Raw genomic sequence first — 25,129 nt, 5'->3', positions numbered from 1 at the left:
TTTGCCATACAATGAAAAACTTTACCATATTATTTTTTCTCTTTGTTGTGTCTGTTGGGTACAGTCAAATATTAACTTTCGACTTCAACGGATTAGTAGGAAATGAAGTGTCTGCAACATCCAATACAAATGATGCTAACATATCAAGTGCTACAATTACCAGAGGTGCTGGACTGACTGCTTCAAACAATGGAAACAGATTCAATGCGCGTTCTTGGGCATTAACAAATATTGCGAATGCAGTCTCAGGGAATGATTACATGGAATTTACAATAACACCAAATTCTGGTTTCTCTTTTGATGTTACCACAATGGTTTTCAATGTACAACGCTCTTCTACAGGGTTGCGTGGTATTACTTTGCGAAGTTCTTTAGACAGTTATGCTGCAAACATTGATACCGAAATGGCTATTGCCGACAATACCAGTACACAAGTTATTACATTCACAGTGAATCAAACGGGAAATGCAGCTGCCGTGACGTATAGAATTTATGGCTGGGCAGAAGGTACTACAGGTACAGGAGGTTTTGAAGGAACTGGAAATGATATCATTGTGAATGGAAGCACTGCTACTACCTGTACAGATGCCATGGATTTTACCAACGTGCAATTTCCAACAACGTCACAAACGATTACAGTAGGCGATAATTTTACCGTATTTGCGCAAGGATATGAAGCTGGAGTTACAGAAGCTGCTGGCGCTGGCACAGGCGTAGAAGCTTGGATAGGATACAATACAACAAATAATGACCCGAGTGTTGATACAGGTTGGACATGGGTTCCAGCAACATTTAATGTGCAATCGGGAAACAATGATGAATTTAGTGCCGAAATCGGTTCAGGTTTAGCAACAGGAACCTATTACTATGCAAGTCGTTTTAGACTAAATAATTGCCTATTTACCTATGGAGGTTCTGGCGGAGTTTGGAATAATGATTCAGTTCAATTAACAGTAAATCCTGATATTGCAGACTTTTGTAATGTAGATTTTCCTAAATCAGCAACCATTACAGAAGGCGATACATTTAATGTATTTGCACAAGTTTTTGAACCAGGAATCACAAATGCCGTTGGGCAAGGAGCCAATGTTGAAGCTTGGATAGGATATAATACAACAGATAATGACCCACGAGTAGATTCAGGTTGGACATGGGTTGCAGCAACGTACGATTCGGATGTTGGAAATAATGATCAATACGTAGCGGAAATTGGTAGTGCGCGAACACCAGGAACTTATTACTACGCTTCCCGATTTAGAATCAATAGTAGCGATTTTACATATGGAGGAATTCTAGCAGACAATATGGGGAATTTTTGGGATCCTGTAACGTATAACTCAGGAATATTAACTGTAGATCCGCCACCATTAGCAGATGTAGTGATCACAGAAATTATGTATAACTCTACAGGAACAGACGACGAATGGGTAGAAATTTGTAACAACTCAGGAAGTACGCAAAGTCTAAGTTTATATACGATAGAATCTAACAGTTCAACATTATATACTTTTTCAGGAGGAACAACCATTGCAGACGGAACCTGTATTACAATTGGTGTTGGAAGTAATGGAGACGGAAACTTTAATCCTGGATGTAATTTTACTCCCGATTTCGGATTAAATGGAAGTATAAATAACTCGAACAACTTAGCAAACTCAATACAAACTATTACGCTTTTCGCTGCAGACGGAACAACAGCCGCGGATGCTGTTACCTACGATCCAAGTGATGGTGCAGATGGAAATGGAAACTCTCTTCATGTGATAGATAGCACCATAGATAATTCGGATACAGGAACCAACTGGCAAGAAGTTACCAATGGTGGTTCTCCAGGAACCAACTCACTCGTTTCTCCTTGTGCAACTACAGAAGTAGAATTTATATCAACAACTTCAACATTAACGGAAGATGGAGTTACCGTAGATATTTGTGTATCCATTGTAAATCCAAGTGGCTCAACAGCAACAACCGTAGAAGTTGCCCTTGATGGAGCTAGTACAGCAACCAATGGAACAGACTACGATGATGGCGGAGGAACTCCAGCAGCAATCGTATTTCCAATCACATTAACATTTGCGGCAGGATCATCTTCTGACGAATGCGTATCTATCTTTATCTCCAATGATGACGCAGTTGTAGAGCCAAACGAAACAGTAATTTTAAATTTACAAAATGTAGCAGGTGGAACAAGCGCAGCAATAGGAACAAACACAACTCATACACTAACCATCACGGACAATGATGGCGCTGGTTCTAATGATGTAATGATTACACAATATTATGAAGGTGCTGCAACGAATAAATGGATTGAAGTCAAAAATGTAAGCGGATCAATCATTCCAGCAAATACATATTACATCGTAGTATTAAACAATGCAGATGCTGACAATCCTGCAGCTGCAGATCCTTCTAACGGAAGTTCGCCGTCATTTAATAACAATGTACTCATAACTACAGACATGGCTGCTGGAGAAGTGCGTCGTTTCAAGCACGATACCGCAGTATTGCCCGCATATGCTTCACCAGGAGAAACAGGGTATGATGGAAATCCTACAACTGAATTTCCAGCAGGAGCAAGTTTATTTAGTGGAGACGATTTAGTCATTATTACTACAAGTCTTGATAGCAATTCATGGGCAAATAGAGTTGATGTTATTGGAGATGGAACTGCTTGGGGCGATTTAAGATGTTTTGTAAGAAACTCATGTGTGTCTACAACGCCTTCCACAACTTGGGATATTAATGATTGGGTTGAATTTACTTCCGCAGAAGTCGAAAATGCAGTCATGGGAACAAATCCATACTTAGGAGAACATGAAGATGCGGTTACTTCTTGGAACGGTTCGACTTGGAGTCATGGAATGCCAGACAGATCAAGAGCAGTGTCACTTGCCTCAAATTATAATGCCACAACAAATGGAGAGCTTACTGTATGTTCGTTAACGGTTAATTCAGGCGTAACGCTAACAATTCCAGCGGCAACTTATATTGATATTGAAAATGATTTGACCGTAAATGATACAGGAATCATAAACATCAATCATGAAGGTTCATTAGTAATGGTTGATGATGCTGGAAGTGTAACACTTAATGGAACAGGAATTATCAATGTTGAAAAAACAACCACTTCATTTGAACAATACGATTATACATACTGGTCTTCGCCTGTAGCAAGCACCACATTTGCAACTGCGTTAAGTGGTTGGAGACTTGATAGAATTTACAATTACATCGCGGCAAACTATGCTGATTTAAACAATGATGAAATTGATGATGATAATAATATTTGGAACTCAGTAACCGTGTCAAATGCAATGACGCCAGGCGTTGGTTATGCAGCTATGGGACCAACTACAGGAAGTTTTCCGAGAACAGAATCAATTACATTTAGTGGTGCAGTTAACAATGGTGTTATTACTTCGCCAATTAGTCTAAGTGCAGATGCAACAGATTCTGATGACGACTGGAATTTTGTCGGAAACCCTTATCCATCAGCAATTAGTGCTGACGATTTTGTCGCGTTTAACACAAATATTTCAGGAACACTATACTTTTGGACGCATGTAGATGATGTTTCTATTGCCAATCCTGGACCTAATACATTTAATTACAGTACGGACGATTATGCAATGTACAATACCGTTGGAGGAATCGGAACAGGTTCAACAAGTGGAAGTTCGGCACCAACAGGATTTATAGCTTCTGGACAAGGATTTTTCTTAGAAGCCATCACGGCAGGAACAGTTACATTTAACAACAGTATGCGAAGCAACGCTTATAGTAATGATGACTTTTTCAGGCCAACGAATGCAGAAAATGATCCTATTATAGAAAAAGATAGAGTTTGGTTGCAACTCACAAATGCAGACGGCGTATTTAGTGAACTCTTAATTGGATTTTTTGATGATGCAACGCTGCAAAAAGACAGGTTGTATGATGGTGTTCGTTTAAAAGGAATCAACTATGTCAGCTTCTATTCAAAAGATGATACGGGCGAATACGGAATTCAAGGACGTCCAACATTTACAGATACAGATATTGTTCCTTTAGGATACGATACGCAAGTTTTAGGCGATTTTACAATAGGACTTGGAGACATAGATGGAGTATTAAACACAACAGATATCTATCTAAACGATTTAGATTTAAACATAGTTCATAACTTAAAACTATCTGATTATACCTTCACAAGTGCTGATGGAATTTTTCCAAATCGTTTTGAATTACAATTTGTAAACAATAATTTATTGAGTGTTGATGAGGTTGTAAATGAAGATGCTATTGTTGTGTATGTAAATGATACTAACGAATTAGAAATAAAGCAACGTACAACGACACAAATCAATAGTGTAACGGTATATTCAATGTTGGGAGAAAAAATCATTTCGGTAACGGACATGAGTCAAAAAATAGCACTAAATCAGCAAGCTTCAGGAGTGTATATTGTTGTGGTTGATACCGAAAAAGGGAAAATAACAAAGAAAATTACCCGCTAACAGCATTCAAAAGAGTTATTCTTCTTTCAGGAATAATTCTATAAAATGATAACCAGTTCCATTGCTCATTTTTTCACCTGTAATCACGTCAATAGGTGTGTGAAAAAGTGGGCAATCTAGAACTACAGTATGAAATTCGCCATTCTCGCCACAAATATCAACACCTTTCGCATCTAACAAAGCAATGGTTTCTTCGTTGATAATTCTGCCTAAAAAATCTTGACCTAAATGATCATTACATGAAACAATCATGGCTACAATTCCAGCATCTATCATTTCTGTAACGAGTTTGCGACGCTCTTGTTGCCAAAGCGGTAAATTGCACTTTATATTTGCTTCTTTACACACTTTTTCTTCCCATTCACGATGCGATTCAATATCAATATCGCCAAAAACAGCATCTGTCAATTCATATTGATTTGAAAGTGTTTTTAGCTTGTCAATGAACTTAGTAGTATAATCATTCCAAGTAGCCGAAATAAAATGAATTGAAGCTCCTAAAGCGTCTGCTTGTGCATGTAACACAGCTTTAGAAAGTCCATGTGAGCGACTCATCTCGCCGTTTTCATTTAAGGCATTCAATAAAACCGTGGGTTTTTGTTGTAATTTCAATAAAGCATAACAGGAATCTTTTCCGCCAGACCAAGAACAAAGTAGTTTCATAACAAGTAATTCGTGCAAAGTTTACAGTAAAAATACAAACTCGCAAACTCCTATGCTGTATAAACAGTAACTATTTTGCAACAACTATTTTATAAGGTATTTAAAAAGGATAATACACATCATCAACAGAAATACCAAGGATACTTTTTAAATGCAAAGCTTCGTGAATAATAATTTCGTCTCCAGAATTTACTTTTTCATACATCATCTCGGAAACGCGTACATGTCCGTAGGTTGTTTTCAATGTTCGGTTTTGTTGCTTGCTTCCGTTTCTAGAAATTGTAGTGAAAAGTTTATCGGCAACTTGCGTGGTTACTAAATTTTTCTTCCCAGAGTTGATTGCTTTTTTGTAGTTTAAATGGAAGCGAAGTAACTTGTACAATTGATATATGAATATGATTGGTAACGGAAAAAGAAACACCAATAATCCTCCCAAACCATTAAAAATTAATCCACCAATTGGAAGTGCTAAAAACGCTATAATTATCAAGCGTTTGCGTATTTTTTGGTTATAAAAACTACGTAGAGAATCTTCATCTCTTCTTGTCAATGGTGCTTTCCGAATCTTTGATGTTGGATAGCTTCCTTTGGCATATGTTTGAATTTGTTTTGACTCTTCAACGGCTTCCTCCAAAATTTTATGATGCAAAACTGTTTTCGATTTTGGTGCAACTTCAAAGTAAATTGAATCACCAACGCTAACAGCATTATACATACTAAATTCTACGCTATGCTCGGTGCCGTCAACTGTAATAAAATAATTACGTTTTGTAGTGCTCGATCGGCTACTACTTCCTCTAGCTCCTGTAGAAGTTGATGAACTTTGGCGAATGTCGAGTCGTTTATCGTCAACAATTCCTTCATAGCAATCTTTCATGCCAAGTCGTATATCTAGAATTACAGTTCTTGCCAAATAGATAATAATTCCCGCAAAAAACAATCCGAAAAGACCAAACATGACAAATGGAATGTAACTAAAACCATCGCTACCTAAGGTGACATCTTTCAGAACAAAAGAAAAAATAAAGCCAAAAATGACAACTGCGCCAATGGTGAAAATACCTATAAATCCTAACTTTTTTCGAAGCTTACTTTTGTCTTGTTGCGTTAATGATTTTTGCATAGTTTTATAATGTAAACGTGTTATAATACAGTAAAAATAACGATTACACTATAAAAATAAAATACGTAAAGTTGCGTATTTACGACAAAACGATCAGTTGTGTATTATGTAAAAACTATTAGTCGTTGCGTTCTACTTCGCTTTCAAGTTTCAAAACATCTGTACCATCATCTTGTTTTATATGAAGCGCTTTATCGTCATCTGAACCATTTCGGGTAACTTCTGAGCCTTTTATAGTTTTCGTAATTGATTTTGTATAGGTTTCTTCCACTTTTCCTTCTGCATAACCATTTCCCCATTTCCATTTAACTTCGGTTCCTTTTCGTATCATAATTTTTCTTTTTTCATAAAGATACGTCAAACGAAGAATTAAAAAAAGTAGTTGCCTTGTATTGAAGTGATTGCGTTCATGTTTTTGCTAAATGAGAACAAAAGGAATTTCTACTTGGGAAAAAATGCAAACAATAGTTAAGAAGTGACTATATAAAATCTCGAATCAGTTGAGTCAGTACGTCTGCGTTTACGGTTTCAATAGGATGTTTTACATCTGCTATAATTTTTAATGTTCCGTTGGGTAATTGTGAAGTAACATTTTCAGATTCTTCAATAGTAACCATTTTATCTAAAGCACCAATTCCGATCAAAACGTTATGTGGAATTTGGTGTAAATCGTCATTGGTTAACTTTTTGCCGTTTGCCAAAGTTAGCATCATCTCGGCTGTTTTGCGCATCACTTCTTTCCAGTCATTTGGTTGATGAAGTTCCGCTAAACGTTTGGCAAAAGCTGGTACTTTTTCTTCAATTTTTTCAGGATTCAACATCTTAACTTCTTGCTGTGCGCTTTCCAAACTCCAATTGAACTTTGTGCCAAGTGTTACAATTTTCCCAACCAATTCAGGCTGTTTTTTAGCCAATGTCAACGCGACATAACCGCCCATACTATAGCCAAAAATATGTGTTTGGGAAATTCCCAACATTTCAAGTTTCTCAATTACATTAGCTGCAAATCGTTCCATCGCAAAGGCTTCATCAGAAGTTCGTCCACCGTGACCTTCAAAGTTTAAGGTGTAAACATTAAAATCTTTTGAAAGCATTTCTTGCAGCGGTTGCAACTGTAATTTGCTTCCCAAAGCACCGTGAAGTAGGAGTAGGTTTTGTTGTTTCATCTCATAAAGTTATTAAAAATCGTCTCTTCGAGTGATTTTTTGAAGTAAAATGAAGAAAAATTGTACCGAGAAGTGCATGAAATACTATAAGATATTAGTATTGAGATATGAGGATTCAGGTTGCCGATATTAACATGTGATTACCAAAAAAGTATTTGCAAATTTTTTTTGAACTAGTTTAGATTCCTTATTTATTTCGTAATTAAAATCATTAAATCTTTTGTAAATATCTTTCTGTCGCTAAAAACTTTTTTTGAAGTAAGAGTTGGGTTTTCTAAAACAAATTTTTCTGAATTAGGAAACGTAATGGTGTACGTTCCTTTTTCATGTGCTTTAAATTTCCACTTTTGAAGTGCTGGCTGTCTTTTCCAGTTAATTCTTGGGAAAAGTACTTTGGTAAGTTTAACTGTAGTTCTGTTTTCAAAAACAACAATCGGCTGTAATATGTCAATATCATACTCATTTGTTAGTCCAAGAATATTAATAGCATATGTAACAGGTTGTTCATTATGAATATCAACAGAAGATTCAGAAAGTTTAGCGACTGCAACCTTTTGTAATTTCCTCTTTAGTGTGTAAATGATTAAAAAGGACATAATAATGATTACTGGGACATATGGAAAGATTGTTGACATCTGGATATTTTAGAATTTTGATAAATTTAACTTTATTATTTCTAAAAGTATTAAAACCAAAAAAAGCGACCATTTCTGATCGCTTTTTATTAGTTGTAAACTTCATCGTTTTTATCTTTAAAACGATATTCTAGATACGTGTAAGCATCTCTTGGTAATATTTTTACCCATTTTTTATGATTCAAAAACCATTTAAAACGGATGGATGGAAATCCTTTTGTGAGATACGCCGCAATAAAAGGATGCGTGTTTAACGTAACTCCGTTTAAGCCATCTTTCTTGGCTAAAATTCTTTCTAGATCAGTCGTAATTTTATCAACGAGCACTATCGGAGCCTCTACTTCGCTTCCGCCACCATTAGGGTTTTTCTCGCGTGTTTTAATATTTACTTCTGGTCGTACTCTTTGTCGTGTAATTTGTACCAAACCAAATTTACTAGGAGGTAATATTTTGTGTTTCGCTCTGTCGTCTTTCATTTCTGTCTTCAAATGATCAAACAAAGTTCTTCGGTGTTCTGCATTGGTCATATCGATAAAGTCGATGACGATAATTCCTCCCATATCGCGCAATCGGAGTTGCCTTGCAATTTCTCTTGCGGCAATCATGTTGACTTCTAATGCAGTGTCCTCTTGTGTGCGGGCTTTGTTAGAACGGTTACCGCTGTTGACATCAACAACGTGTAACGCTTCGGTGTGTTCTATCACTAAATAAGCGCCTTTACTCATGGAAACTGTTTTTCCAAAAGAGGTTTTAATTTGTCGTTCTACTCCATATTTTTCAAAAAGTGGAACTTTTGACTGGTACAATTTTACAATAGACTCTTTTTTTGGTGCAATTTTCTGCACGTATTCTTTAATTTCGTAATAAAGATCTTCATCATCTACTTGTATTCCTGTGAATGACTCGTTAAAGATATCTCTCAAAATTGAGGATGCTTTATTCATTTCACTCAATACTTTCGAAGGATGTTCAGCTTTATATAGCTTTTTACACATTGTTGACCATTTTGTCAACAAATTTTGTAAATCTTGGTCCAATTCAGCTACTTTTTTGCCTTCAGCTACTGTACGTACAATAACGCCAAAACCTTTTGGTTTGATACTGAGTACCAAACGTTTTAAACGGTCTTTTTCTTCCTTACTTTCTATTTTTTGTGATATAGATACACGATCCGAAAACGGAACAAGTACAATATATCGTCCAGCAATAGAAAGTTCAGAACTAATTCTAGGACCTTTGGTCGAAATTGGCTCCTTTACAATTTGAACAAGTAAAGATTGATTGGCTTTTATAGCATCCATGATGCTACCATTCTTATCTATATTTGGTTCAAAAGGAAAGTTTTTTAATGTAAAATCTTTTAATTTACCTGTGCTTACACGTTTTATAAACTTCAATAAAGAAGGAAGTTGCGGTCCTAAATCATGGTAATGTAAAAAGGCATCTTTTTCGTAGCCAACATTTACAAAAGCTGCATTTAGTCCAGAAACGGGTTTTCTTATTTTAGCAAGAAATACGTCTCCAACTGCAAAATCATTATTGTCTTCTTCCTTATGTAATTCTATAAGTTTTCCATCCTTTAGCAAGGCAAAATCTACTTCAGAGGAATTGGATCTAATTATTAATTCTTTATTCACTCTGATAAAATTTTTATCCATACAAATTGTATAGATGGATTAAACAATTTTCAACAGGTATTGTTTTTACCCAATAAAATATGCATACGCCAATGCAAGCACAAGACAGTAGTGCTTACATTTTAGGCATGCAATTTTTTTCAAAGAACGTGTGTTTTATAAAATCTATAAAACAAAGAAAGTAGTTTGTAATAAACTACTTCTTCTTGTGACGATTAGCTCTTCTTCTTTTTTTACGCTTGTGCGTAGCCACCTTGTGTCTTTTTCTTTTCTTACCACTTGGCATAATGCTCTATGTTTTTAATTAATAAATTATTTTTTCAATTACTTTACTTCAACGTTGCTCTTTACGCCTTCAACAAAAACTTTTGCAGGCTTAAACGCAGGAATATTGTGTGCAGGAATTTTAATAGTTGTATTCTTAGAAATGTTTCTACCTGTTTTCTCAGCTCTAGTTTTGATAATGAAACTACCAAAACCTCTTAAGTAAACATTGTCTCCACTCTCTAAAGAATTCTTAACTTCTTCCATAAAAGTTTCTACAGTTGCCTGTACATCACCTTTTTCCATTCCTAGTTTTTCTGAAATCTTTGCTACGATGTCCGCTTTCGTCATTTTAATATATTTTGTTTATTCGTTATAAAATTAAGGGATGCAAATATATAATTAATTAGATAATAATAATATTCTAATTGATTAAAATTTAACGATATAAAGATTTATTTTTGCGTATTATTCAATTTAATGAAGTTTTCTAAAGAAATTATACATTGGTATTTTCAAAATAAGCGCGATTTGCCTTGGCGAAAAACCAAAGATCCATACCGAATTTGGCTCTCCGAAATTATGTTGCAACAAACACGCGTTGCTCAGGGATTGCCTTATTATGAGAAGTTTACAGCAGCATTTCCAACCGTACACGATCTGGCGAAAGCCGAAGAATCACAGGTGTTAAAACTTTGGCAAGGACTCGGCTATTACTCACGTGCGCGCAATTTACACTATACCGCAAAAGATATTGTAAACAATTATAATGGAAAGTTTCCAAACACATATGCAGCGCTTTTGAAGCTAAAAGGTGTTGGCGATTATACCGCAAGTGCCATCGCTTCTATTTGTTTTGACGAAGTTGCGCCCGTAGTCGACGGAAATGTATACAGAGTTTTGGCGCGATATTTTGATGTTGATACACCTATAAATAGTACAGAAGGCATAAAACTGTTCAAAAAATTAGCGTTTGAAGTGGTAGATCATGACGATCCTGCTAATTTCAATCAGGCAATTATGGAATTTGGCGCCGTACAATGCAAACCACAAAGTCCATATTGTATCATTTGTCCGTTGGCTTCAAGTTGTGAAGGATTAAAAAATCAACGTGTCAATATGTTGCCAGTCAAGCTGAAAAAAACAAAGATAAAAAACCGTTGGTTCAACTATTTGGTCGTTATTGCAAATGAACAACAGACGCTTTTGGAAGAGCGAAAAGGAAAAGGAATTTGGCAAGGTTTGTATCAATTTCCACTGCTTGAAACCACAAAGGAAGTAGAAAATATTGAGCAACATCAGGCTGAAATTCAAGAAATTATCAATATTCAAGATTTTTCTATTACACAATTCAACGAAAAAACAATTGTACACAAGTTGTCGCATCAGCACTTGTATACTACATTTTGGATTGTAGAAACTAGTAATATCTTAAAAAACGGAATACCTTTGCGCAAAATTAGAGAATATCCAGTTCCGATTTTGATTGGAAACTTCATTGAAGCTTTCAATTTTTAATGGTTTTTTAGTACATTTGATAATACACGTAAATTTAAAAATATGAGTGGAACACTAAATAAAGTAATGTTGATAGGGCACTTGGGTGATGAAGTAAAAATGCATTACTTTGAAGGTGGCGGTTGTATTGGGCGTTTTCCAATTGCAACAAATGATTCCTATACAAATAAACAAACAGGCGAACGCGTTGTTAATACCGATTGGCACAATATTGTAGTACGAAATAAAGCTGCTGAAATTTGTGAAAAATATTTAAGTAAAGGCGATAAAGTATATGTGGAAGGTCGCTTGAAAAATAGACAATGGCAAGGCGAAGACGGAAATACGCGCTATTCTACGGAAGTGCAAGTAACCGATTTTACATTTTTGTCAACCAAAAAAGAAGCACAGGCAAATGCTTCTAATTCGGGAAGTAATATGGCGAGTAATGCGCCTACGACTACAAATCATCAAGCTGCACAGCCAGTACAACCACAACAGCAAGCGCCACAAGCCACTCCTGTTGAGGAAGACGATGATCTACCATTTTAATCGAAGTTTAATTAACTATTGAAAGTTTGGATCCAGAACCCAGTATAATCATTTTTTTAACAGTTTTTGACGGACTGGTAATTTTTAAGATTATTTTCTTTGGTATCTTATTAGCTTGTTCTGCCTTAATTTCTGGCGCAGAAGTAGCATTATTTTCGCTGTCGCCAACAGAAGTAAACGAAGCAGAAGAAAATGAATCTCCGCGTTTGCAATTGGTTGCTAAATTGCTTCGAAAACCCAAAAAACTCTTGGCTACAATTTTAGTTGCCAATAATTTTATCAATATTACAACCGTGTTGTTATTTGCTTCCTTAAGCAATGTATTCTTTTCAGGAATAACGACAGAATGGATTAGATTGGTTATTGAAATTGGTGTCGTAACCTTCTTAATTTTACTGTTTGGCGAAATTCTTCCTAAAGTATATGCAAGTCGTAATAAACACAAGTTTTCGGCAATGATGGCATATCCGTTAAATATTTTGGATAAAGTTTTTATGCCGATTAGCGGACCGATGAGTTTTGTGTCTGAATTGATTCAGAAAAAACTAGGAAAGCAACGTTCGCACCTTTCTGTAGATCAATTATCGCAAGCATTAGAATTGACTTCGGAAGACGAAACCACGAAAGAAGAACAGAAAATTTTACAAGGAATTGTTTCTTTTGGAAATACAGACACCAAGCAGGTAATGCGACCGCGTATGGATGTGTTTGCACTAAAGGAAGAACTGCCGTTTGAAACCGTTTTGAAAGAAATTACAAAAAATGGATATTCTAGAATTCCTGTGTATAAAGAAAGTTTGGATGAAATTTCGGGAATTTTATATGTAAAAGATTTAATTCCGCATATTGATGCTAAAAACTTCGCTTGGACAAAGCTGCTTCGTGATACATATTTTGTACCTGAAAATAAAAAATTAGACGATTTATTACGTGAATTTCAGGAAAAGAAAATTCATTTGGCTATTGTGGTTGACGAATATGGAGGAACTTCTGGATTGGTTTCACTAGAAGATGTTATTGAAGAAATTGTAGGCGATATTAGTGACGAATTTGATGATGAAGATTTAATTTATTCTAAAATTGATGATAAAAATTATGTCTTTGAAGGAAAAACCAATTTAAAAGACTTTTATAAAGTAATCGGAGTAGACGATCCGTCAGAATTTGAAGCACAAAAAGGCGAATCGGAAACCATTGCAGGTTTTGTATTGGAAATTTTTAGAGGCTTTCCAAAAGTAAAAGATAAAATAAACTTTAGTAACTATACGTTTACCGTAGAAGTAATTGACAACAAACGATTGAAACAAGTAAAAGTAACACTCAAATAATGAAGCTAGTTAAGTATATAAGTATCATTTCAGTACTCAGTAGTATATTAATTTCATGTGGAGGAGAAGTGTTGCCAAAGCCAAATGGTTTTTTGAGTTTGCAATATCCTGAGCCTGTGTATGCCAAAATGCAAACCGATTGTCCGTATACTTTTGAAAAAAACCAAATAGCTAACATAGTTCCGAAGAAAAATTGTTGGATGAATTTAGACTATCCAGCGTTAAATGGAACATTGCATTTATCATACGTAGAAATTGATGACAACTTAAATCAATTACTGGAAGATGTTCAGAAACTTACCTATGAACATGCGGTAAAAGCAGATGCGATTGAACCAACAGTATATGAAAACAAAGCACAAAATGTATATGGAATGGTGTATGAAGTAGAAGGAAATGCCGCTTCACAAGCACAATTTTACGTTACGGATAGTACAAAACATTTCTTAACAGGTTCGTTATATTTCAATGCTATACCAAACTATGATTCTATTTATCCAGCGGTGGTATATATTAAAAAAGACATTCGTACGTTGATTGAAACGTTGAAGTGGGAAGAGTAGTTTTTGGGTTGCTTCGCTTTTTGGTCGCTTCGCTTTTTGGGTTGCTTCGCTTTTTGGGTTGCTTCGCTTTTTGGTCGCTTCGCTTTTTGGGTTGCTTCGCTTTTTGGTCGCTTCGCTTTTTGGGTTGCTTCGCTTTTTGGTCGCTTCGCTTTTTGGGTTGCTTCGCTTTTTGGTCGCTTCGCTTTTTGGGTTGCTTCGCTTTTTGGTCGCTTCGCTTTTTGGGTTGCTTCGCTTTTTGGTCGCTTCGCTTTTTGGGTTGCTTCGCTTTTTGGTCGCTTCGCTTTTTGGGTTGCTTCGCTTTTTGGTCGCTTCGCTTTTTGGGTTGCTTCGCTTTTTGGTCGCTTCGCTTTTTGGGTTGCTTCGCTTTTTGGTCGCTTCGCTTTTTGGGTTGCTTCGCTTTTTGGTCGCTTCGCTTTTTGGGTTGCTTCGCTTTTTGGTCGCTTCGCTTTTTGGGTTGCTTCGCTTTTTGGTCGCTTCGCTTTTTGGGTTGCTTCGCTTTTTGGGTTGCTTCGCTTTTTGGTCGCTTCGCGTAAGTCTTAAAATACTTTTACATTCAACGTTTATAATTTGGCATTTACAATTTCAAAAAGCCACATCGAGCGCAGTCGAGATGCCTTTTAGATCTCTGTATTTCTATGACCAAATTACTAAATCATTGAATTGGTACATTTTTATATTAAAAAATCCCCAATCGTTACAATTGAGGATTCTAAATTATTGTATTTAAAAAGTTATACCTTTTTTGTGCAACAATCTTTTTTACAATCGTCAGCACATGCCACCTTTTTAGCTTCTTCTTTTTTTGTACAGCAAGCCATTTTGCAATCCGCCTTGCATGCTTTTTTAGCTTCTCCTTTTTTAGCACAGCATTCCATTTTGCAGTCTGCTTTGCATGTTTTGCCAAAAGCATCCACATTTTTCATGTCAGATATTTTATAATCTCCAGGAACTTTGGCAACTGTACTTGTCAACGCGTCAAAATCAACCTTAGTTTCGTTGTATTCAACCATTGCCAATTTCTGTTCAAAGTCTACCGTTGCCGATTTTACGCCGTCCATAGACGCTAATTTGCTCTCAATGCGCTTTGCACATCCGATAGCACAAGTCATTCCATCAATTTTAAACTCAGCTTTGTTATAGTTTGCCGCAATATCTTGTGTAGTTGTTTCTTTTTTTACAGTTTCGGCTTGTGTATCAACTGATATCGTTTCTGGTGTCGCGTTATTTTTACAACTTACAATAGCAAGTGCTAATGCGAAAACAAAAAGTATTTTTTTCATTGTATATATTTTTAGTGAGTACACTGAAAACTCAGTATAGTTTTGACTTATATGTTTATCACAAAATTACACAATTATGGTTAAAGTATTCAAAATAATTGTCCGACTTTTGTGTAGAATTTTTGAATCATTCGTATGAATACCGAAAAACTGAAGTGGATTTATCTTGGCGTATTGTCGTTAATTTGGGGAAGTTCTTTTATTTTGATTGATCAGGCAATGCACGGATTGAGTTCAATACAAGTTGGTGCTTTGCGAGTTGTGTTGACAGGATTGTTTATTTTTTCTGTCGGATTGAAGAAAGTTAAATTGATTGAACGCAAACAATGGAAGTGGATTTTTTGGACGGCTTTGGCAGGTTCTATGCTTCCCATGTTTTTATTCGCAATTGCACAAGAACAGTTGGATAGTTCGGTAGCCAGTATGTTAAACTCTTTAGTGCCGCTTCATACCATCATTTTCGGCGTATTATTTTTTGGAGTTGTCGTGTCGAAACGGCAAATTGTTGGAGTAATTCTCGGTTTAGTTGGTGCGTTGGTATTGGTATTTGCTGGAGCAGAATTTCAGCCAAGTCAAAATTATTGGTATAGTATTTTTATTCTATTAGCAACGATTGGTTATGGCTTGAATGTGAATATTATAAAACGACATTTGAACGATTTGAACGCGATTGCGATTGTAGCTGGAAATTTCGTAATTATTAGTATTCCAGGACTCATCATATTATGGTATACAGGTTTTTTTGATACAGTTTTAGAAAACGAAGCGATGCAAATTGCTTTGGGTTATGTAGCGATTCTATCGTTATTTGGGAGTGCTGTAGCAAAAGTAATTTATAATAGACTGGTCCAAATTTCGAGTCCAGTTTTTGCTTCTTCAGTAACCTATACGATGCCAGTTGTGGCTATTTTTTGGGGATTGATTTTCGGTGAGCGTTTAAGTATTTATCAATTATTAGGAGGAATTATTATTTTGGTTGGTGTGTATTTGGTGAATAAGCGAGCTAAAAAAAGCTAAAAATCAGTATAACTTTCAGCTTTTTTTAGATTTTATTTTGTTTAGGACAATTTCCAGCTGTTTTCTATTGGAAATTAATTTTAAGAATCCCAAGTTCCATTGATGCAATTCTCATAGGCTATTTGGTAATACATTTCATAAAACTCTTGGAAAAAGTGTTCGCCGTAAGCGTCTATTGCTGCTGAAAGTGTTGCTTGTGCTTCACAAGATTTTATAGGATTAATATTTGCTCCAACTAATTCTTTCTGTTCCTTTTTCGTTAGAACCTTAAATGATTTCATCTTTTTTATACTCATAATCTTACATTTTTTAATTAAAAATATTTTTATAAATGTAAGTAAATATATCTTATTTATTAATTAAACTAAAAAAAAGCTGAAAGTTATGTACACAACTTTCAGCTTTTATATATTAAAAATAAATATGGTTTATTCGAAATCAGCTTTTGTTAAAGGCTCATTAATTTTAGTAGAAACAGCAATCATTTCAATTTTTTGTCCTGCTGCAGGAATAATCATCGCGTGTGGAATCATTATACCATTTACTTCTTTGTAATCACCTAACATACGATCTTGTGGCATTTCTTGTCCTCCAGGACCTTTTACCATTGAACGTTCCATAATTTTTAAACCAGACTTTACATCGTAAAAATTAGATGTTTTATCTCCGTTAGCTTTTTCAACTTCAATAACGTATGCATCTTTTCCATCTACAGATTCAATTCCTTTGAGTGTAGTTTTACTAGAATCATAGTTTAATTCTGGAAATAATCCTTTACGAGATTTCATGTCAGCTAGCATTTCTGCTGGCATATCTCTTTTTTGACCTTGTCCAGCAATGTAACCTTTTTCGCCATCAAATGTTTGCTTGTTAACACTTCCCATTCCTGCAATGCTTACATCAACCATAAAAAGGTTTGGAGATTTGCGTTTTGAAACCATTGACATATCCATTCCTTGGAAAGAAGCGCCCATTTCTTGAACTATTGAAGTAACAGACATTAATTTGTCTTTTCCGCCAATGGCTTTGATATAGTTGTCAATTACCGTTTGTGCTGTAACGCCAGCAGGAATTGGCTTTTTGAATTCAGGCTTTTTTGTTGGCGCTCCATATTGGTCAAAATATTTAACAGGAATCTTTTTTCCGTCAAATGTTAAGTTTTCTAAAGCATCAACTACTTCGCTTCCTTTTCCGGTAACTACTATTCGTAAGTTATCTTTTTGGAAATATTTTTTGGCAGCTCTTAATACATCTTCTCTTGAAACCGCTTCGATTTTCTCTAAATACGTTTCATAGAAATCTGCTGGTAAGTCTTGTGTTTTGATACGCAAAGCATAGTTTGCAACCGTAGCAGGTCTTTCGATTCCCATAACGAAGTTTCCAACGTATTTTGCTTTTACATTTTTTAGTTCTTCCGCAGAAACTAATTCTGTAGTAATGGTTTTAATTTCTTTTAAAATTTCAATAACCGCACTATCAGTTACTTCATTACGTACACTCGCCGTAGCTTTGAATGTAGAAACTGTTTTTTTGTTGTTTCCAATTCTTGAGTACGAACCGTATGTGAATTTTTTGTCTTCACGTAAGTTGTTAAATAAACGTGCTTCTCCACCACCACCTAAGATGTTGTTGGCAATTAATACAGGGAAATAGTCATCATCTTTCATGGTCAATGTTACGGTGTTCTGAACACTTAATTCAGATTGTACAGCGTTGTCCATGTTGATGAAGTTTACTTCTGTTGTCATAGGATTTTTTGCTGTATCAAACGTATCAGCTATAACAGTTCCTTTTTCCCACTTGTTGAAAAGTTTCTTAATTAATTTTTTAGCTTTCTTAGCTTTTACGTCCCCAACAACAATTAAATATGCATTGTCTGGTTTGAAATATTTACTGTGAAATGCTTTTACATCGTCAAGCGTTACACTTTTAATGCTTTCTTCCGTAATAAATTCTCCGTAAGGGTGATTTGCTCCATACGCCAATACCGATTGTACTCTTCCTGCAATAGCAGTTACACTTTTTGCTTCCGATTTTAGGTTTTCTAAAATTTTAGCTCTTTCAGCTTCTAAATCTTCCGATGTGAAATTAGGATTTAAAGCGGCATCAGCCATTAATTCCATAATTCTAGGGAAATATTTTGAAAGCGAACTTGCAAACGCACTTTGTGAACCAAAGTTTAAATTAGCGCCTAAGTAATCAACTTCTTCATTAAAGTCATCTTTAGAAATAGAAGTAGAACCACTTCCTAATAATGAACTTACCAAGCTCGTGAGTCCTGCTTTTTTTCCTTCTAACACAAGCGGATTGTCAATAGTAAGTGTTGCAGAAACACGCGGTAATTTGTTGTTTTCTACAATCATTACCGTAAGTCCGTTTTTTAGTGTAAAAGTTTCGGGCTTTCCAATATTGATCTTTGGTGCAGGTCCTGGTTTTGGTTGCACTGATCTATCTATTTGGGCTTGCATTGTTAGCGAGGCTAAAAACAATACAAGGAGTGAAAATATTTTTGTTTTCATCTGTTATTTTTTAATGTTTTTTAAAAGGTCAGATGGAATTCGTCAGAAAATTTAAACTTACATTGTTTAAATTATGCACTGACTCATTTCATTATCTTTTTATTTTTTTTCTTCTATTTTTTCAGCTGGTAAATATTCTAAAATCAAGCGTTGATTTTGTTTTAAATATTTGTTCGCTACGGTTCTGATTTCTTCTCTCGTAATTGATCTGTAGATATCAATTTCCGTATTGATTAAGTTCGTATCTCCGTATAAAACATTGTATCTAGCCAAAGAATTTGCAATTCCTTGTACACTTGCGTTTGAGTTTACAAATGAATTTTCAAATTTGTTTTGAAGTTTTTGATAATCTTTTTCAGAAATTAAATCTGTTTGTATTTTTTTGATTTCATCGTCCATTTCAGCAATCAAATCATCCAAAGTATTTTCTCCCAAAGGAAGTGCCAATACAGCGTAGATTCCGTAATCTTCTTGGCTAATGTTTACTGCTTGTGCAGCTAATGCCATTTTCTTTTCGTCTACTAAACGTTTGTATAATTTAGAACTTTTTCCATTACTTAAATAAGAAGAAATCATATCTAAAACTCTTGCATCTCTTGTTTTGAATGAAGGTGTTCTGTAGGCAGATATAATCATAGGAATTTGTATGTTCTGATCATATGCTTTCTCACGGAACTGTGTTGTAATAGGATCTTCTTTTGGGAAACTTCTAACGATATCTTTTCCTCTAGGAACAGCTCCAAAATAATCCTTGATCATCTTTTTAGTTGCAGCAACATCAATATCTCCAGCAACGACTAACGTAGCGTTGTTTGGCACGTAATATTTTTTGTTAAAAGCTAAAAACTCATCTAAAGTAGCAGCATCTAAATGCTCCATTTTTCCAATCGTAGTTCCTTTATATGGATGTTTTTTAAACATGTGCTTCTTGATGTTTTCAAGAATACCTCCGTAAGGCTGATTGTCTACACGTTGTCTTTTTTCTTCTTTAACAACTTCATTTTGAGTATCAACTCCAATTTGATTAATTACAGGATGAAGCATACGTTCTGATTCCATCCATAATCCTAATTCTAAATTATTTGAAGGGAAAACTTCGTAATAATACGTTCTGTCATCTGTAGTATTTGCATTGTTGCTTCCTCCATTAGAAGAAACGATTTTGAACCATTGTCCACGCTCTATATTTTCTGTTCCTTCAAAAAGTAAATGTTCGAAGAAATGAGCAAATCCTGTACGCTCTGGAGTTTCATCCTTTGCTCCTACATGATACATAACAGCTGTAGTGACCACAGGAGCCGAATTGTCTTGGTGAAGAATTACGTGTAGACCATTGTCTAAATCATATTCTTCAAACTTAACTTCTTGTGCTTGGGAAAGAAACCCGAAAAGCAGCAAAGAGGCTATTGAAAATAATCTTTTTTTCATTGCGTTTTTACTTTTTTACTTGAGTTATTTTGTATGTGACGCAAGTTCTATAAAAATGTTACAGCATACAAGAAATAAAAGAATTTTAAGAATATTTTGGCATGTACTCGATTTTTTGTAATTTAAAGACTATCAATTGATTACTAATTAGAATATAAAAAAATTAAAAATGGAAAAGAAAGCATTAAAATATGGAGGATTCATCGCGTTAGGGTTGATATTATATTTTTTACTCGTACGATTGTTTGGAATGCATGAAAATCCTTGGTTGCGTTTACTCAATGGACTTATTGTAGCATTTGGTATTTATAAAATTATTAAAGATGTAAAAGCAGAAAATGGTGCTCGTTTCAATTATTTTGACGGATTCAAAGCTGGAATTGTTGCTGGTTTTGTAGCTACTTTGCTTTTTACGCTTTTCATGGGAATTTATATTTTTCATATTGATACCGCTTTTGCAGAAAAAATAATGGCAATGGGATTGGGAAGTCATACCTCAGAACCAGGCATTTTACTCTTCATTATATTGATAGAAGGTTTTGCTTCGGCAGTGGTTTTAAGTCTGTTATTTATGCAGAAATTTAAACCAAGTTGGAATATCTCATAGAAAGTATTGTTGAAGTATTTGTAGATTAATTAATTAGATGTATATTTGCGTCCATTTTTTGGATAAAATTAATTAATTAAACGATACGCTATGTATGCAATTGTAGAGATGGCAGGGCAGCAATTTAAAGTTGCGAAAGACCAAAAAGTATTTGTACATCGTCTAGCTGTAGAAGAAGGAAAGAAAGTTACTTTCGACAATGTTCTTTTATTAGATGACAACGGACAAGTTACGATTGGCGCCCCAGCTATAAACGGAGCCGCAGTAGAGGCCAAAGTTTTAAAGCACCTTAAAGGTGATAAAGTTATTGTTTTCAAGAAGAAAAGACGTAAAGGTTACCGTGTGAAAAACGGACACCGTCAGTCTTTAACTGAAATTGTTATTGAAAACATTGTAGCTTCAGGAGCTAAAAAAGCAGCACCAAAGAAAGAAGCTAAAAAAGAAGAAGCTAAGCCAGTAGCGAAACCTGCTGCTAAAAAAGCTACAGCAACTAAAGCTGATGACTTGAAAAAGATTGAAGGAATTGGTCCTAAAATCGCATCTACTTTGGTAGAAGCTGGAATTTCAACTTTTGCTGAATTGGCAAAAACAGAACCAGCAAAAATTTCTGAAATTATCTCAGGAGTTCGTGGAAATCACGTAACTGATACTTGGCCAGCACAAGCTCAATTAGCTGCTGACGGAAAGTGGGATGAGTTGAAGAAATGGCAAGATGAATTAGATGGTGGTAAAGCATAATTGCAAAATCACTTAAGTATAACAAAATAAAACCTTACGAAAATGGCTCACAAAAAAGGAGTTGGTAGTTCGAAAAACGGTAGAGAATCAGAATCGAAACGATTAGGAGTTAAGATTTTTGGTGGACAAGCAGCAATTGCTGGAAATATCATCGTTAGACAAAGAGGTACTACTCACAATCCAGGAGAAAATGTATATATGGGAAAAGACCATACATTACATGCAAAAGTTGACGGACTTGTGAAATTCACAAAGAAAGCAAACAACAGATCTTATGTGTCTATCGAACCATTCGAAGCATAATTAAGATTTAAATTACATAAAAAAAGCCTGAACATTTGTTCAGGCTTTTTTTGTTGGAAAGGATTTGTAAATTATTCTACAAATCCCTTTTTCTTTAGTAAAGGATCTATTTCAGGCTTCGTACCTCTAAATCCAACATATAAATCCATTCCAGGTTGCGATCCGCCCATGCTCAACATTTTACGGTAGCGTTTTGCTGTTGCTGGATCAAATATGTTTCCTGTGTCTTTAAACGCTTGAAAAGCATCTGCATCTAATACTTCTGACCATAAGTAGCTGTAATATCCAGATGAATATCCTACTGGACTTGAAAAGATGTGTCCAAAATAGGTGCTTCTGTATCGTGGAATAATTTCATCAATTAAACCTAGTTCTGTCATTGCTTGTTTTTCAAGAGTATTTACATCTGTTGGAATATCTGCTGTTTTAGAATGCCAAGCCATATCTAAGTATGCTGCTGCCATATATTCAACCGTAGCAAAACCACCATTGAATGAATTGGCATCTTTCATTTTTTTAATCATTGCATCAGGAATTACTTCTCCAGTTTTGTAATGTTTCGCAAACATTCGCAATACTTGCGGTTCACTCATCCAATTTTCCATTACTTGCGATGGGAATTCAACAAAGTCTCTTGGAACGTTTGTCCCTGACAACGATTCGTATTTTACATTTGAGAATAATCCGTGGAGCGCGTGTCCAAATTCATGGAATAAGGTTTCCGCTTCCGTAAAAGATAATAGCGATGGCGAATCTCCGGAAGGAGCAGGATAATTAAAGTTATTGGTTACAATTGGCGTTACCATACCGTCTACATTCATTTGACTACGTAAAGCATTCATCCAAGCGCCACCACGTTTACTTTCGCGTGCAAAGAAATCCATATAAATGATTCCTAAGTGTTTTCCATCGGCTTCTAATACTTCAAATACTTGTTGATCTTCATGCCATTTCGGAACAGTATTCATTTCCTTAAATGTCAAACCAAATAATTGTTTCGCTAGTGCAAAAACACCATCTCGTACTGTATTTACTTCAAAATACGGACGTGTTTCTTCTTCATCAAAGTTGTAACGTTCTTTACGGACTTTTTCTACATAATATCTCCAATCGCTTCCTTGAAAAGTTCCAGAAACACCTTCGCTTTTCATTTTCTTCGCTAAGGCTTCACGCTCTGATTTCGCCATTGCTAACGCAGACGGCCAGAGTTTGTCCATGAAATCATATACAGCTTCGGGAGTTTCTGCCATGTTATCCGACAGAATGTAAGCGGCATGCGAATCGTAGCCCAATAGTTTTGCCTTTTCCAAACGTAACGTAGCCATTTCACTTAAAATAGCTTTGTTGTCGTTTTCATTGTCATTATTGGCACGCATGGCATAGCCATCAAATAATGCTTTGCGCGCTTCTCTGTTTGGAGACGTTTGTAAAAAAGGATTGATACTTGGACGTTGCAATGTAAACGAATATCCATCTTCGTGACCTCTTTTTTTAGCTTCTGCAGCCGCAAGAGAAACTAAACTTTCAGGAAGATTTCCTAAGTCTTTCTTGTCAGTTATGTGGTATTCAAAAGCATTGGTTTCATCTAATAGATTTTCTCCAAAATCGCCACTTAGTTTTGCCAATCGCGTATTGATTTCGCGTAAACGGTCTTGTGCTTTTCCTTTGAGACTAATTCCTGCTCGAACAAATCGTTTGTGTGTTTCTTCTAATAAACGTGTTTCCTCGGCTGATAAATTGAGTTTGTCTTTTTGATCGTACACCGCTTTTACACGCGCATACAGTTTTGCATTTAAATTGATAAAGTCGTTGTGAGTAGCAATTGCAGGCGTGATTTCTTTGGCGGCAGCTTTTAAAGTATCATCTGTATTTGCACCATTTACGGCATAAAATATACGTTGCAATCGGTTGAGATATTTTCCGCTAAATTCTAACGCTTCAATAGTGTTCTGAAATGTTGGTGCTTCGGAATTATCACTGATTTCAGTAATTTCTTTTTGATTTTCTTCTAGTGCTATTTTAAAAGCGGGTAAGTAGTCACTACTTTTTATCTTATCGAAAGGCGGCACTCCGTAAGGTGTGTTCCATTCGGTCAATAATGGATTATCGTTCATAGCGGTTTCTGATTTTTTCTCGGAAGTAGCATCTTTGCAGGAAGCAAATAGCAGAATACTACTCATAATGGCTATTGAGGTTTGTTTCATTTTTAGAAATTTTAAGAACAACAAGATACAGTTTTTTGAACAAAAATATAATTTGATTCATGATCTTAACATTCTATACAAGAGTCAAAAAATTATGTGATCTTTAGCTTTTTGAACATTGTTGAATTCCCCTTAAACCTATTTTTTATTTATGAAGAAAGAAATTTCTTTTTTTTTATTTCATTGTGAGATAGAAAAAAAATTAAGTCCAAAAACATTGAAGGCATATGAAACAGATTTACGTCAGTTTGCTACTTTTTTGAAGACTGACGATCTTACAAAGATTACGAAAGATGATTTAAAATTGTATTTAGGTATATTATCAAAGTTTGCTTCCCGTACGATGAAACGAAAAGTTGCTACGTTGAAAACTTTTTTTTCTTTTTTAGAGTTTGAAGAAGCAATTGAAACAAATCCGTTTCATAAAGTCCGTATCAAGATTAAGTTGGAAAAGCTATTGCCTAAAATTTTATCAATTGCAGAAATTAACGCTATTCTGAAAAATGTATACGCTGAAAAAGCAAGTGTTAACACTAAGAATTCATATCAGTATAAGGAAGCAATTCGCAATGTTGCCATACTTGAATTGTTGTTGGCAACTGGAATTAGAGTGTCTGAATTGTGTGGTTTAAAAAAGGAAAATATTGGTGCTAATTTTGAAACTATTCGGATACTTGGAAAAGGAAATAAGGAACGCAATGTTCCGATAACAAATACGGCAACTCAAGAAGCTTTACAAAACAACTATTTGTCATTTAAAACTATGATTGATACTTCTTCGTATTTTTTTATCAACCGCTTTGGGAATCCGATTTCTACACAATCTGTTCGTTTTTTGGTAAAAAAGTATGCTATGAAAGCTAATATTCAGCGGACTATTACGCCACATGTGTTCCGACATTCTTTTGCGACTTTGTTATTAGAGGAAGATGTTGATATTCGATATATTCAACATTTTTTGGGGCATAGTTCTATTAACGTCACGCAAATGTATGCGCATGTCAATGAAAAGAAAAAAACGGAGTTATTGACAGTTAAAAACCCACGGAATTTTGTGCATTTTTGAGTTTGGTTGGTTATCTGAATGATGGATAACTAATTATTATGGA

23 protein-coding genes are annotated in these 25,129 nt (G+C 35.2%); 11 read left to right on the top strand and 12 right to left on the bottom strand.

What is annotated here, in order from left to right; translation table 11 throughout:
- Positions 1-11 precede the first annotated feature (11 nt).
- On the top strand, positions 12-4,496 hold the full coding sequence (locus AA089_RS23760) for a lamin tail domain-containing protein (RefSeq protein WP_053002449.1): 4,485 nt from the start codon (positions 12-14) through the stop codon (positions 4,494-4,496).
- A 15-nt stretch (positions 4,497-4,511) separates the two neighbouring features.
- Here the strand turns inward: AA089_RS23760 and AA089_RS14555 are convergent, their stop codons facing one another.
- From AA089_RS14555 to AA089_RS14525, 7 genes are all read right to left on the bottom strand, one after another.
- Positions 4,512-5,159 (bottom strand): Dph6-related ATP pyrophosphatase, encoded by a 648-nt coding sequence (locus tag AA089_RS14555; protein WP_046757705.1) that lies wholly within the window; start codon positions 5,157-5,159, stop codon positions 4,512-4,514.
- 100 nt (positions 5,160-5,259) lie between these two features.
- Positions 5,260-6,282, bottom strand: coding sequence for a hypothetical protein (locus tag AA089_RS14550; protein WP_046757704.1), 1,023 nt, complete (start codon positions 6,280-6,282; stop codon positions 5,260-5,262).
- Positions 6,283-6,400: 118 nt separating this feature from the next.
- A complete protein-coding gene (locus AA089_RS14545; RefSeq protein ID WP_046757703.1) occupies positions 6,401-6,613 on the bottom strand; it encodes a hypervirulence associated TUDOR domain-containing protein in 213 nt (70 codons plus the stop codon).
- A gap of 148 nt (positions 6,614-6,761) precedes the next feature.
- Positions 6,762-7,448: an alpha/beta fold hydrolase gene (locus tag AA089_RS14540; protein WP_046757702.1), complete on the bottom strand. Its 687-nt coding sequence runs from the start codon at positions 7,446-7,448 to the stop codon at positions 6,762-6,764.
- Positions 7,449-7,639: 191 nt separating this feature from the next.
- On the bottom strand, positions 7,640-8,083 hold the full coding sequence (locus AA089_RS14535; protein ID WP_046757701.1) for a hypothetical protein: 444 nt from the start codon (positions 8,081-8,083) through the stop codon (positions 7,640-7,642).
- Between the two features lie 89 nt (positions 8,084-8,172).
- Positions 8,173-9,720 carry an Rne/Rng family ribonuclease gene (locus AA089_RS14530; RefSeq protein WP_046757763.1) on the bottom strand — a complete coding sequence of 516 codons (1,548 nt, stop codon included), beginning with the start codon at positions 9,718-9,720 and terminating at the stop codon, positions 8,173-8,175.
- Positions 9,721-10,044: 324 nt separating this feature from the next.
- A complete protein-coding gene (locus tag AA089_RS14525; protein ID WP_007095511.1) occupies positions 10,045-10,335 on the bottom strand; it encodes an HU family DNA-binding protein in 291 nt (96 codons plus the stop codon).
- A gap of 129 nt (positions 10,336-10,464) precedes the next feature.
- Here AA089_RS14525 and mutY point away from each other — a divergent pair, with 129 nt between their 5' ends.
- The 5 genes from mutY to AA089_RS25460 are packed head-to-tail and all read left to right on the top strand — an operon-like array spanning position 10,465 to position 14,464.
- Complete coding sequence (mutY, locus tag AA089_RS14520) at positions 10,465-11,502, top strand: A/G-specific adenine glycosylase (RefSeq protein ID WP_046757700.1); 1,038 nt, start codon at positions 10,465-10,467, stop codon at positions 11,500-11,502.
- Between the two features lie 42 nt (positions 11,503-11,544).
- Positions 11,545-12,033, top strand: coding sequence for a single-stranded DNA-binding protein (locus AA089_RS14515; protein WP_046757699.1), 489 nt, complete (start codon positions 11,545-11,547; stop codon positions 12,031-12,033).
- Between the two features lie 26 nt (positions 12,034-12,059).
- Complete coding sequence (locus tag AA089_RS14510) at positions 12,060-13,361, top strand: gliding motility-associated protein GldE (protein WP_046757698.1); 1,302 nt, start codon at positions 12,060-12,062, stop codon at positions 13,359-13,361.
- On the top strand, positions 13,361-13,924 hold the full coding sequence (gldD, locus tag AA089_RS14505; RefSeq protein WP_046757697.1) for a gliding motility lipoprotein GldD: 564 nt from the start codon (positions 13,361-13,363) through the stop codon (positions 13,922-13,924). The genes AA089_RS14510 and gldD overlap by 1 nt, the downstream gene beginning before the upstream one ends.
- Positions 13,925-13,927: 3 nt before the next feature.
- On the top strand, positions 13,928-14,464 hold the full coding sequence (locus tag AA089_RS25460; RefSeq protein ID WP_046757696.1) for a hypothetical protein: 537 nt from the start codon (positions 13,928-13,930) through the stop codon (positions 14,462-14,464).
- Between the two features lie 191 nt (positions 14,465-14,655).
- Here the strand turns inward: AA089_RS25460 and AA089_RS14495 are convergent, their stop codons facing one another.
- Positions 14,656-15,204, bottom strand: a complete 549-nt coding sequence (locus tag AA089_RS14495) for a heavy-metal-associated domain-containing protein (protein WP_046757695.1) — start codon at positions 15,202-15,204, stop codon at positions 14,656-14,658.
- A gap of 135 nt (positions 15,205-15,339) precedes the next feature.
- Here AA089_RS14495 and AA089_RS14490 point away from each other — a divergent pair, with 135 nt between their 5' ends.
- Complete coding sequence (locus AA089_RS14490; protein WP_046757694.1) at positions 15,340-16,221, top strand: DMT family transporter; 882 nt, start codon at positions 15,340-15,342, stop codon at positions 16,219-16,221.
- An 80-nt stretch (positions 16,222-16,301) separates the two neighbouring features.
- On the opposite strand, the gene AA089_RS14485 is transcribed toward AA089_RS14490, so the two are convergent.
- From AA089_RS14485 to AA089_RS14475, 3 genes are all read right to left on the bottom strand, one after another.
- Complete coding sequence (locus AA089_RS14485) at positions 16,302-16,517, bottom strand: hypothetical protein (protein WP_046757693.1); 216 nt, start codon at positions 16,515-16,517, stop codon at positions 16,302-16,304.
- A 132-nt stretch (positions 16,518-16,649) separates the two neighbouring features.
- A complete protein-coding gene (locus tag AA089_RS14480) occupies positions 16,650-18,740 on the bottom strand; it encodes a M16 family metallopeptidase (RefSeq protein WP_046757692.1) in 2,091 nt (696 codons plus the stop codon).
- A 99-nt stretch (positions 18,741-18,839) separates the two neighbouring features.
- Positions 18,840-20,168, bottom strand: coding sequence for a M16 family metallopeptidase (locus AA089_RS14475; RefSeq protein WP_046757691.1), 1,329 nt, complete (start codon positions 20,166-20,168; stop codon positions 18,840-18,842).
- Positions 20,169-20,337: 169 nt separating this feature from the next.
- Here AA089_RS14475 and AA089_RS14470 point away from each other — a divergent pair, with 169 nt between their 5' ends.
- The 3 genes from AA089_RS14470 (at position 20,338) to rpmA (ending at position 21,816) form a co-directional block, all read left to right on the top strand.
- Positions 20,338-20,775 carry a DUF4199 domain-containing protein gene (locus AA089_RS14470; RefSeq protein ID WP_046757690.1) on the top strand — a complete coding sequence of 146 codons (438 nt, stop codon included), beginning with the start codon at positions 20,338-20,340 and terminating at the stop codon, positions 20,773-20,775.
- Between the two features lie 90 nt (positions 20,776-20,865).
- The gene (rplU, locus tag AA089_RS14465; RefSeq protein ID WP_046757689.1) at positions 20,866-21,513 is read left to right on the top strand and encodes a 50S ribosomal protein L21; all 648 of its coding nucleotides are present in this window, start codon (positions 20,866-20,868) and stop codon (positions 21,511-21,513) included.
- A 42-nt stretch (positions 21,514-21,555) separates the two neighbouring features.
- Positions 21,556-21,816 carry a 50S ribosomal protein L27 gene (gene rpmA, locus AA089_RS14460; RefSeq protein ID WP_046757688.1) on the top strand — a complete coding sequence of 87 codons (261 nt, stop codon included), beginning with the start codon at positions 21,556-21,558 and terminating at the stop codon, positions 21,814-21,816.
- A 71-nt stretch (positions 21,817-21,887) separates the two neighbouring features.
- On the opposite strand, the gene AA089_RS14455 is transcribed toward rpmA, so the two are convergent.
- The gene (locus AA089_RS14455; protein WP_046757687.1) at positions 21,888-24,020 is read right to left on the bottom strand and encodes a M3 family metallopeptidase; all 2,133 of its coding nucleotides are present in this window, start codon (positions 24,018-24,020) and stop codon (positions 21,888-21,890) included.
- Positions 24,021-24,171: 151 nt separating this feature from the next.
- Between AA089_RS14455 and AA089_RS14450 the strand changes: the two genes are divergently transcribed.
- The gene (locus tag AA089_RS14450) at positions 24,172-25,086 is read left to right on the top strand and encodes a tyrosine-type recombinase/integrase (RefSeq protein WP_046757686.1); all 915 of its coding nucleotides are present in this window, start codon (positions 24,172-24,174) and stop codon (positions 25,084-25,086) included.
- Positions 25,087-25,129 lie beyond the last annotated feature (43 nt).

The organism is Kordia jejudonensis (assembly GCF_001005315.1).
Classification (GTDB): domain Bacteria; phylum Bacteroidota; class Bacteroidia; order Flavobacteriales; family Flavobacteriaceae; genus Kordia; species Kordia jejudonensis.
Note: the sequence above shows the minus strand (reverse complement) of the source record. Positions and strands in the feature narration are given on the sequence as shown.

Coding starts and splice junctions, on each gene's coding strand:
- AA089_RS14535 (WP_046757701.1), bottom strand. CDS start 8,083: ATGTCAACAATCTTTCCATATGTCCCAGTAATCATTATTATGTCCTTT.
- AA089_RS14545 (WP_046757703.1), bottom strand. CDS start 6,613: ATGATACGAAAAGGAACCGAAGTTAAATGGAAATGGGGAAATGGTTAT.
- AA089_RS14485 (WP_046757693.1), bottom strand. CDS start 16,517: ATGAGTATAAAAAAGATGAAATCATTTAAGGTTCTAACGAAAAAGGAA.
- AA089_RS14450 (WP_046757686.1), top strand. CDS start 24,172: ATGAAGAAAGAAATTTCTTTTTTTTTATTTCATTGTGAGATAGAAAAA.
- AA089_RS14515 (WP_046757699.1), top strand. CDS start 11,545: ATGAGTGGAACACTAAATAAAGTAATGTTGATAGGGCACTTGGGTGAT.
- AA089_RS14525 (WP_007095511.1), bottom strand. CDS start 10,335: ATGACGAAAGCGGACATCGTAGCAAAGATTTCAGAAAAACTAGGAATG.
- rplU (WP_046757689.1), top strand. CDS start 20,866: ATGTATGCAATTGTAGAGATGGCAGGGCAGCAATTTAAAGTTGCGAAA.
- mutY (WP_046757700.1), top strand. CDS start 10,465: ATGAAGTTTTCTAAAGAAATTATACATTGGTATTTTCAAAATAAGCGC.
- AA089_RS14455 (WP_046757687.1), bottom strand. CDS start 24,020: ATGAAACAAACCTCAATAGCCATTATGAGTAGTATTCTGCTATTTGCT.
- gldD (WP_046757697.1), top strand. CDS start 13,361: ATGAAGCTAGTTAAGTATATAAGTATCATTTCAGTACTCAGTAGTATA.
- AA089_RS14475 (WP_046757691.1), bottom strand. CDS start 20,168: ATGAAAAAAAGATTATTTTCAATAGCCTCTTTGCTGCTTTTCGGGTTT.
- AA089_RS14480 (WP_046757692.1), bottom strand. CDS start 18,740: ATGAAAACAAAAATATTTTCACTCCTTGTATTGTTTTTAGCCTCGCTA.
- AA089_RS14540 (WP_046757702.1), bottom strand. CDS start 7,448: ATGAAACAACAAAACCTACTCCTACTTCACGGTGCTTTGGGAAGCAAA.
- rpmA (WP_046757688.1), top strand. CDS start 21,556: ATGGCTCACAAAAAAGGAGTTGGTAGTTCGAAAAACGGTAGAGAATCA.
- AA089_RS14550 (WP_046757704.1), bottom strand. CDS start 6,282: ATGCAAAAATCATTAACGCAACAAGACAAAAGTAAGCTTCGAAAAAAG.
- AA089_RS14495 (WP_046757695.1), bottom strand. CDS start 15,204: ATGAAAAAAATACTTTTTGTTTTCGCATTAGCACTTGCTATTGTAAGT.
- AA089_RS23760 (WP_053002449.1), top strand. CDS start 12: ATGAAAAACTTTACCATATTATTTTTTCTCTTTGTTGTGTCTGTTGGG.
- AA089_RS14555 (WP_046757705.1), bottom strand. CDS start 5,159: ATGAAACTACTTTGTTCTTGGTCTGGCGGAAAAGATTCCTGTTATGCT.
- AA089_RS14490 (WP_046757694.1), top strand. CDS start 15,340: ATGAATACCGAAAAACTGAAGTGGATTTATCTTGGCGTATTGTCGTTA.
- AA089_RS14470 (WP_046757690.1), top strand. CDS start 20,338: ATGGAAAAGAAAGCATTAAAATATGGAGGATTCATCGCGTTAGGGTTG.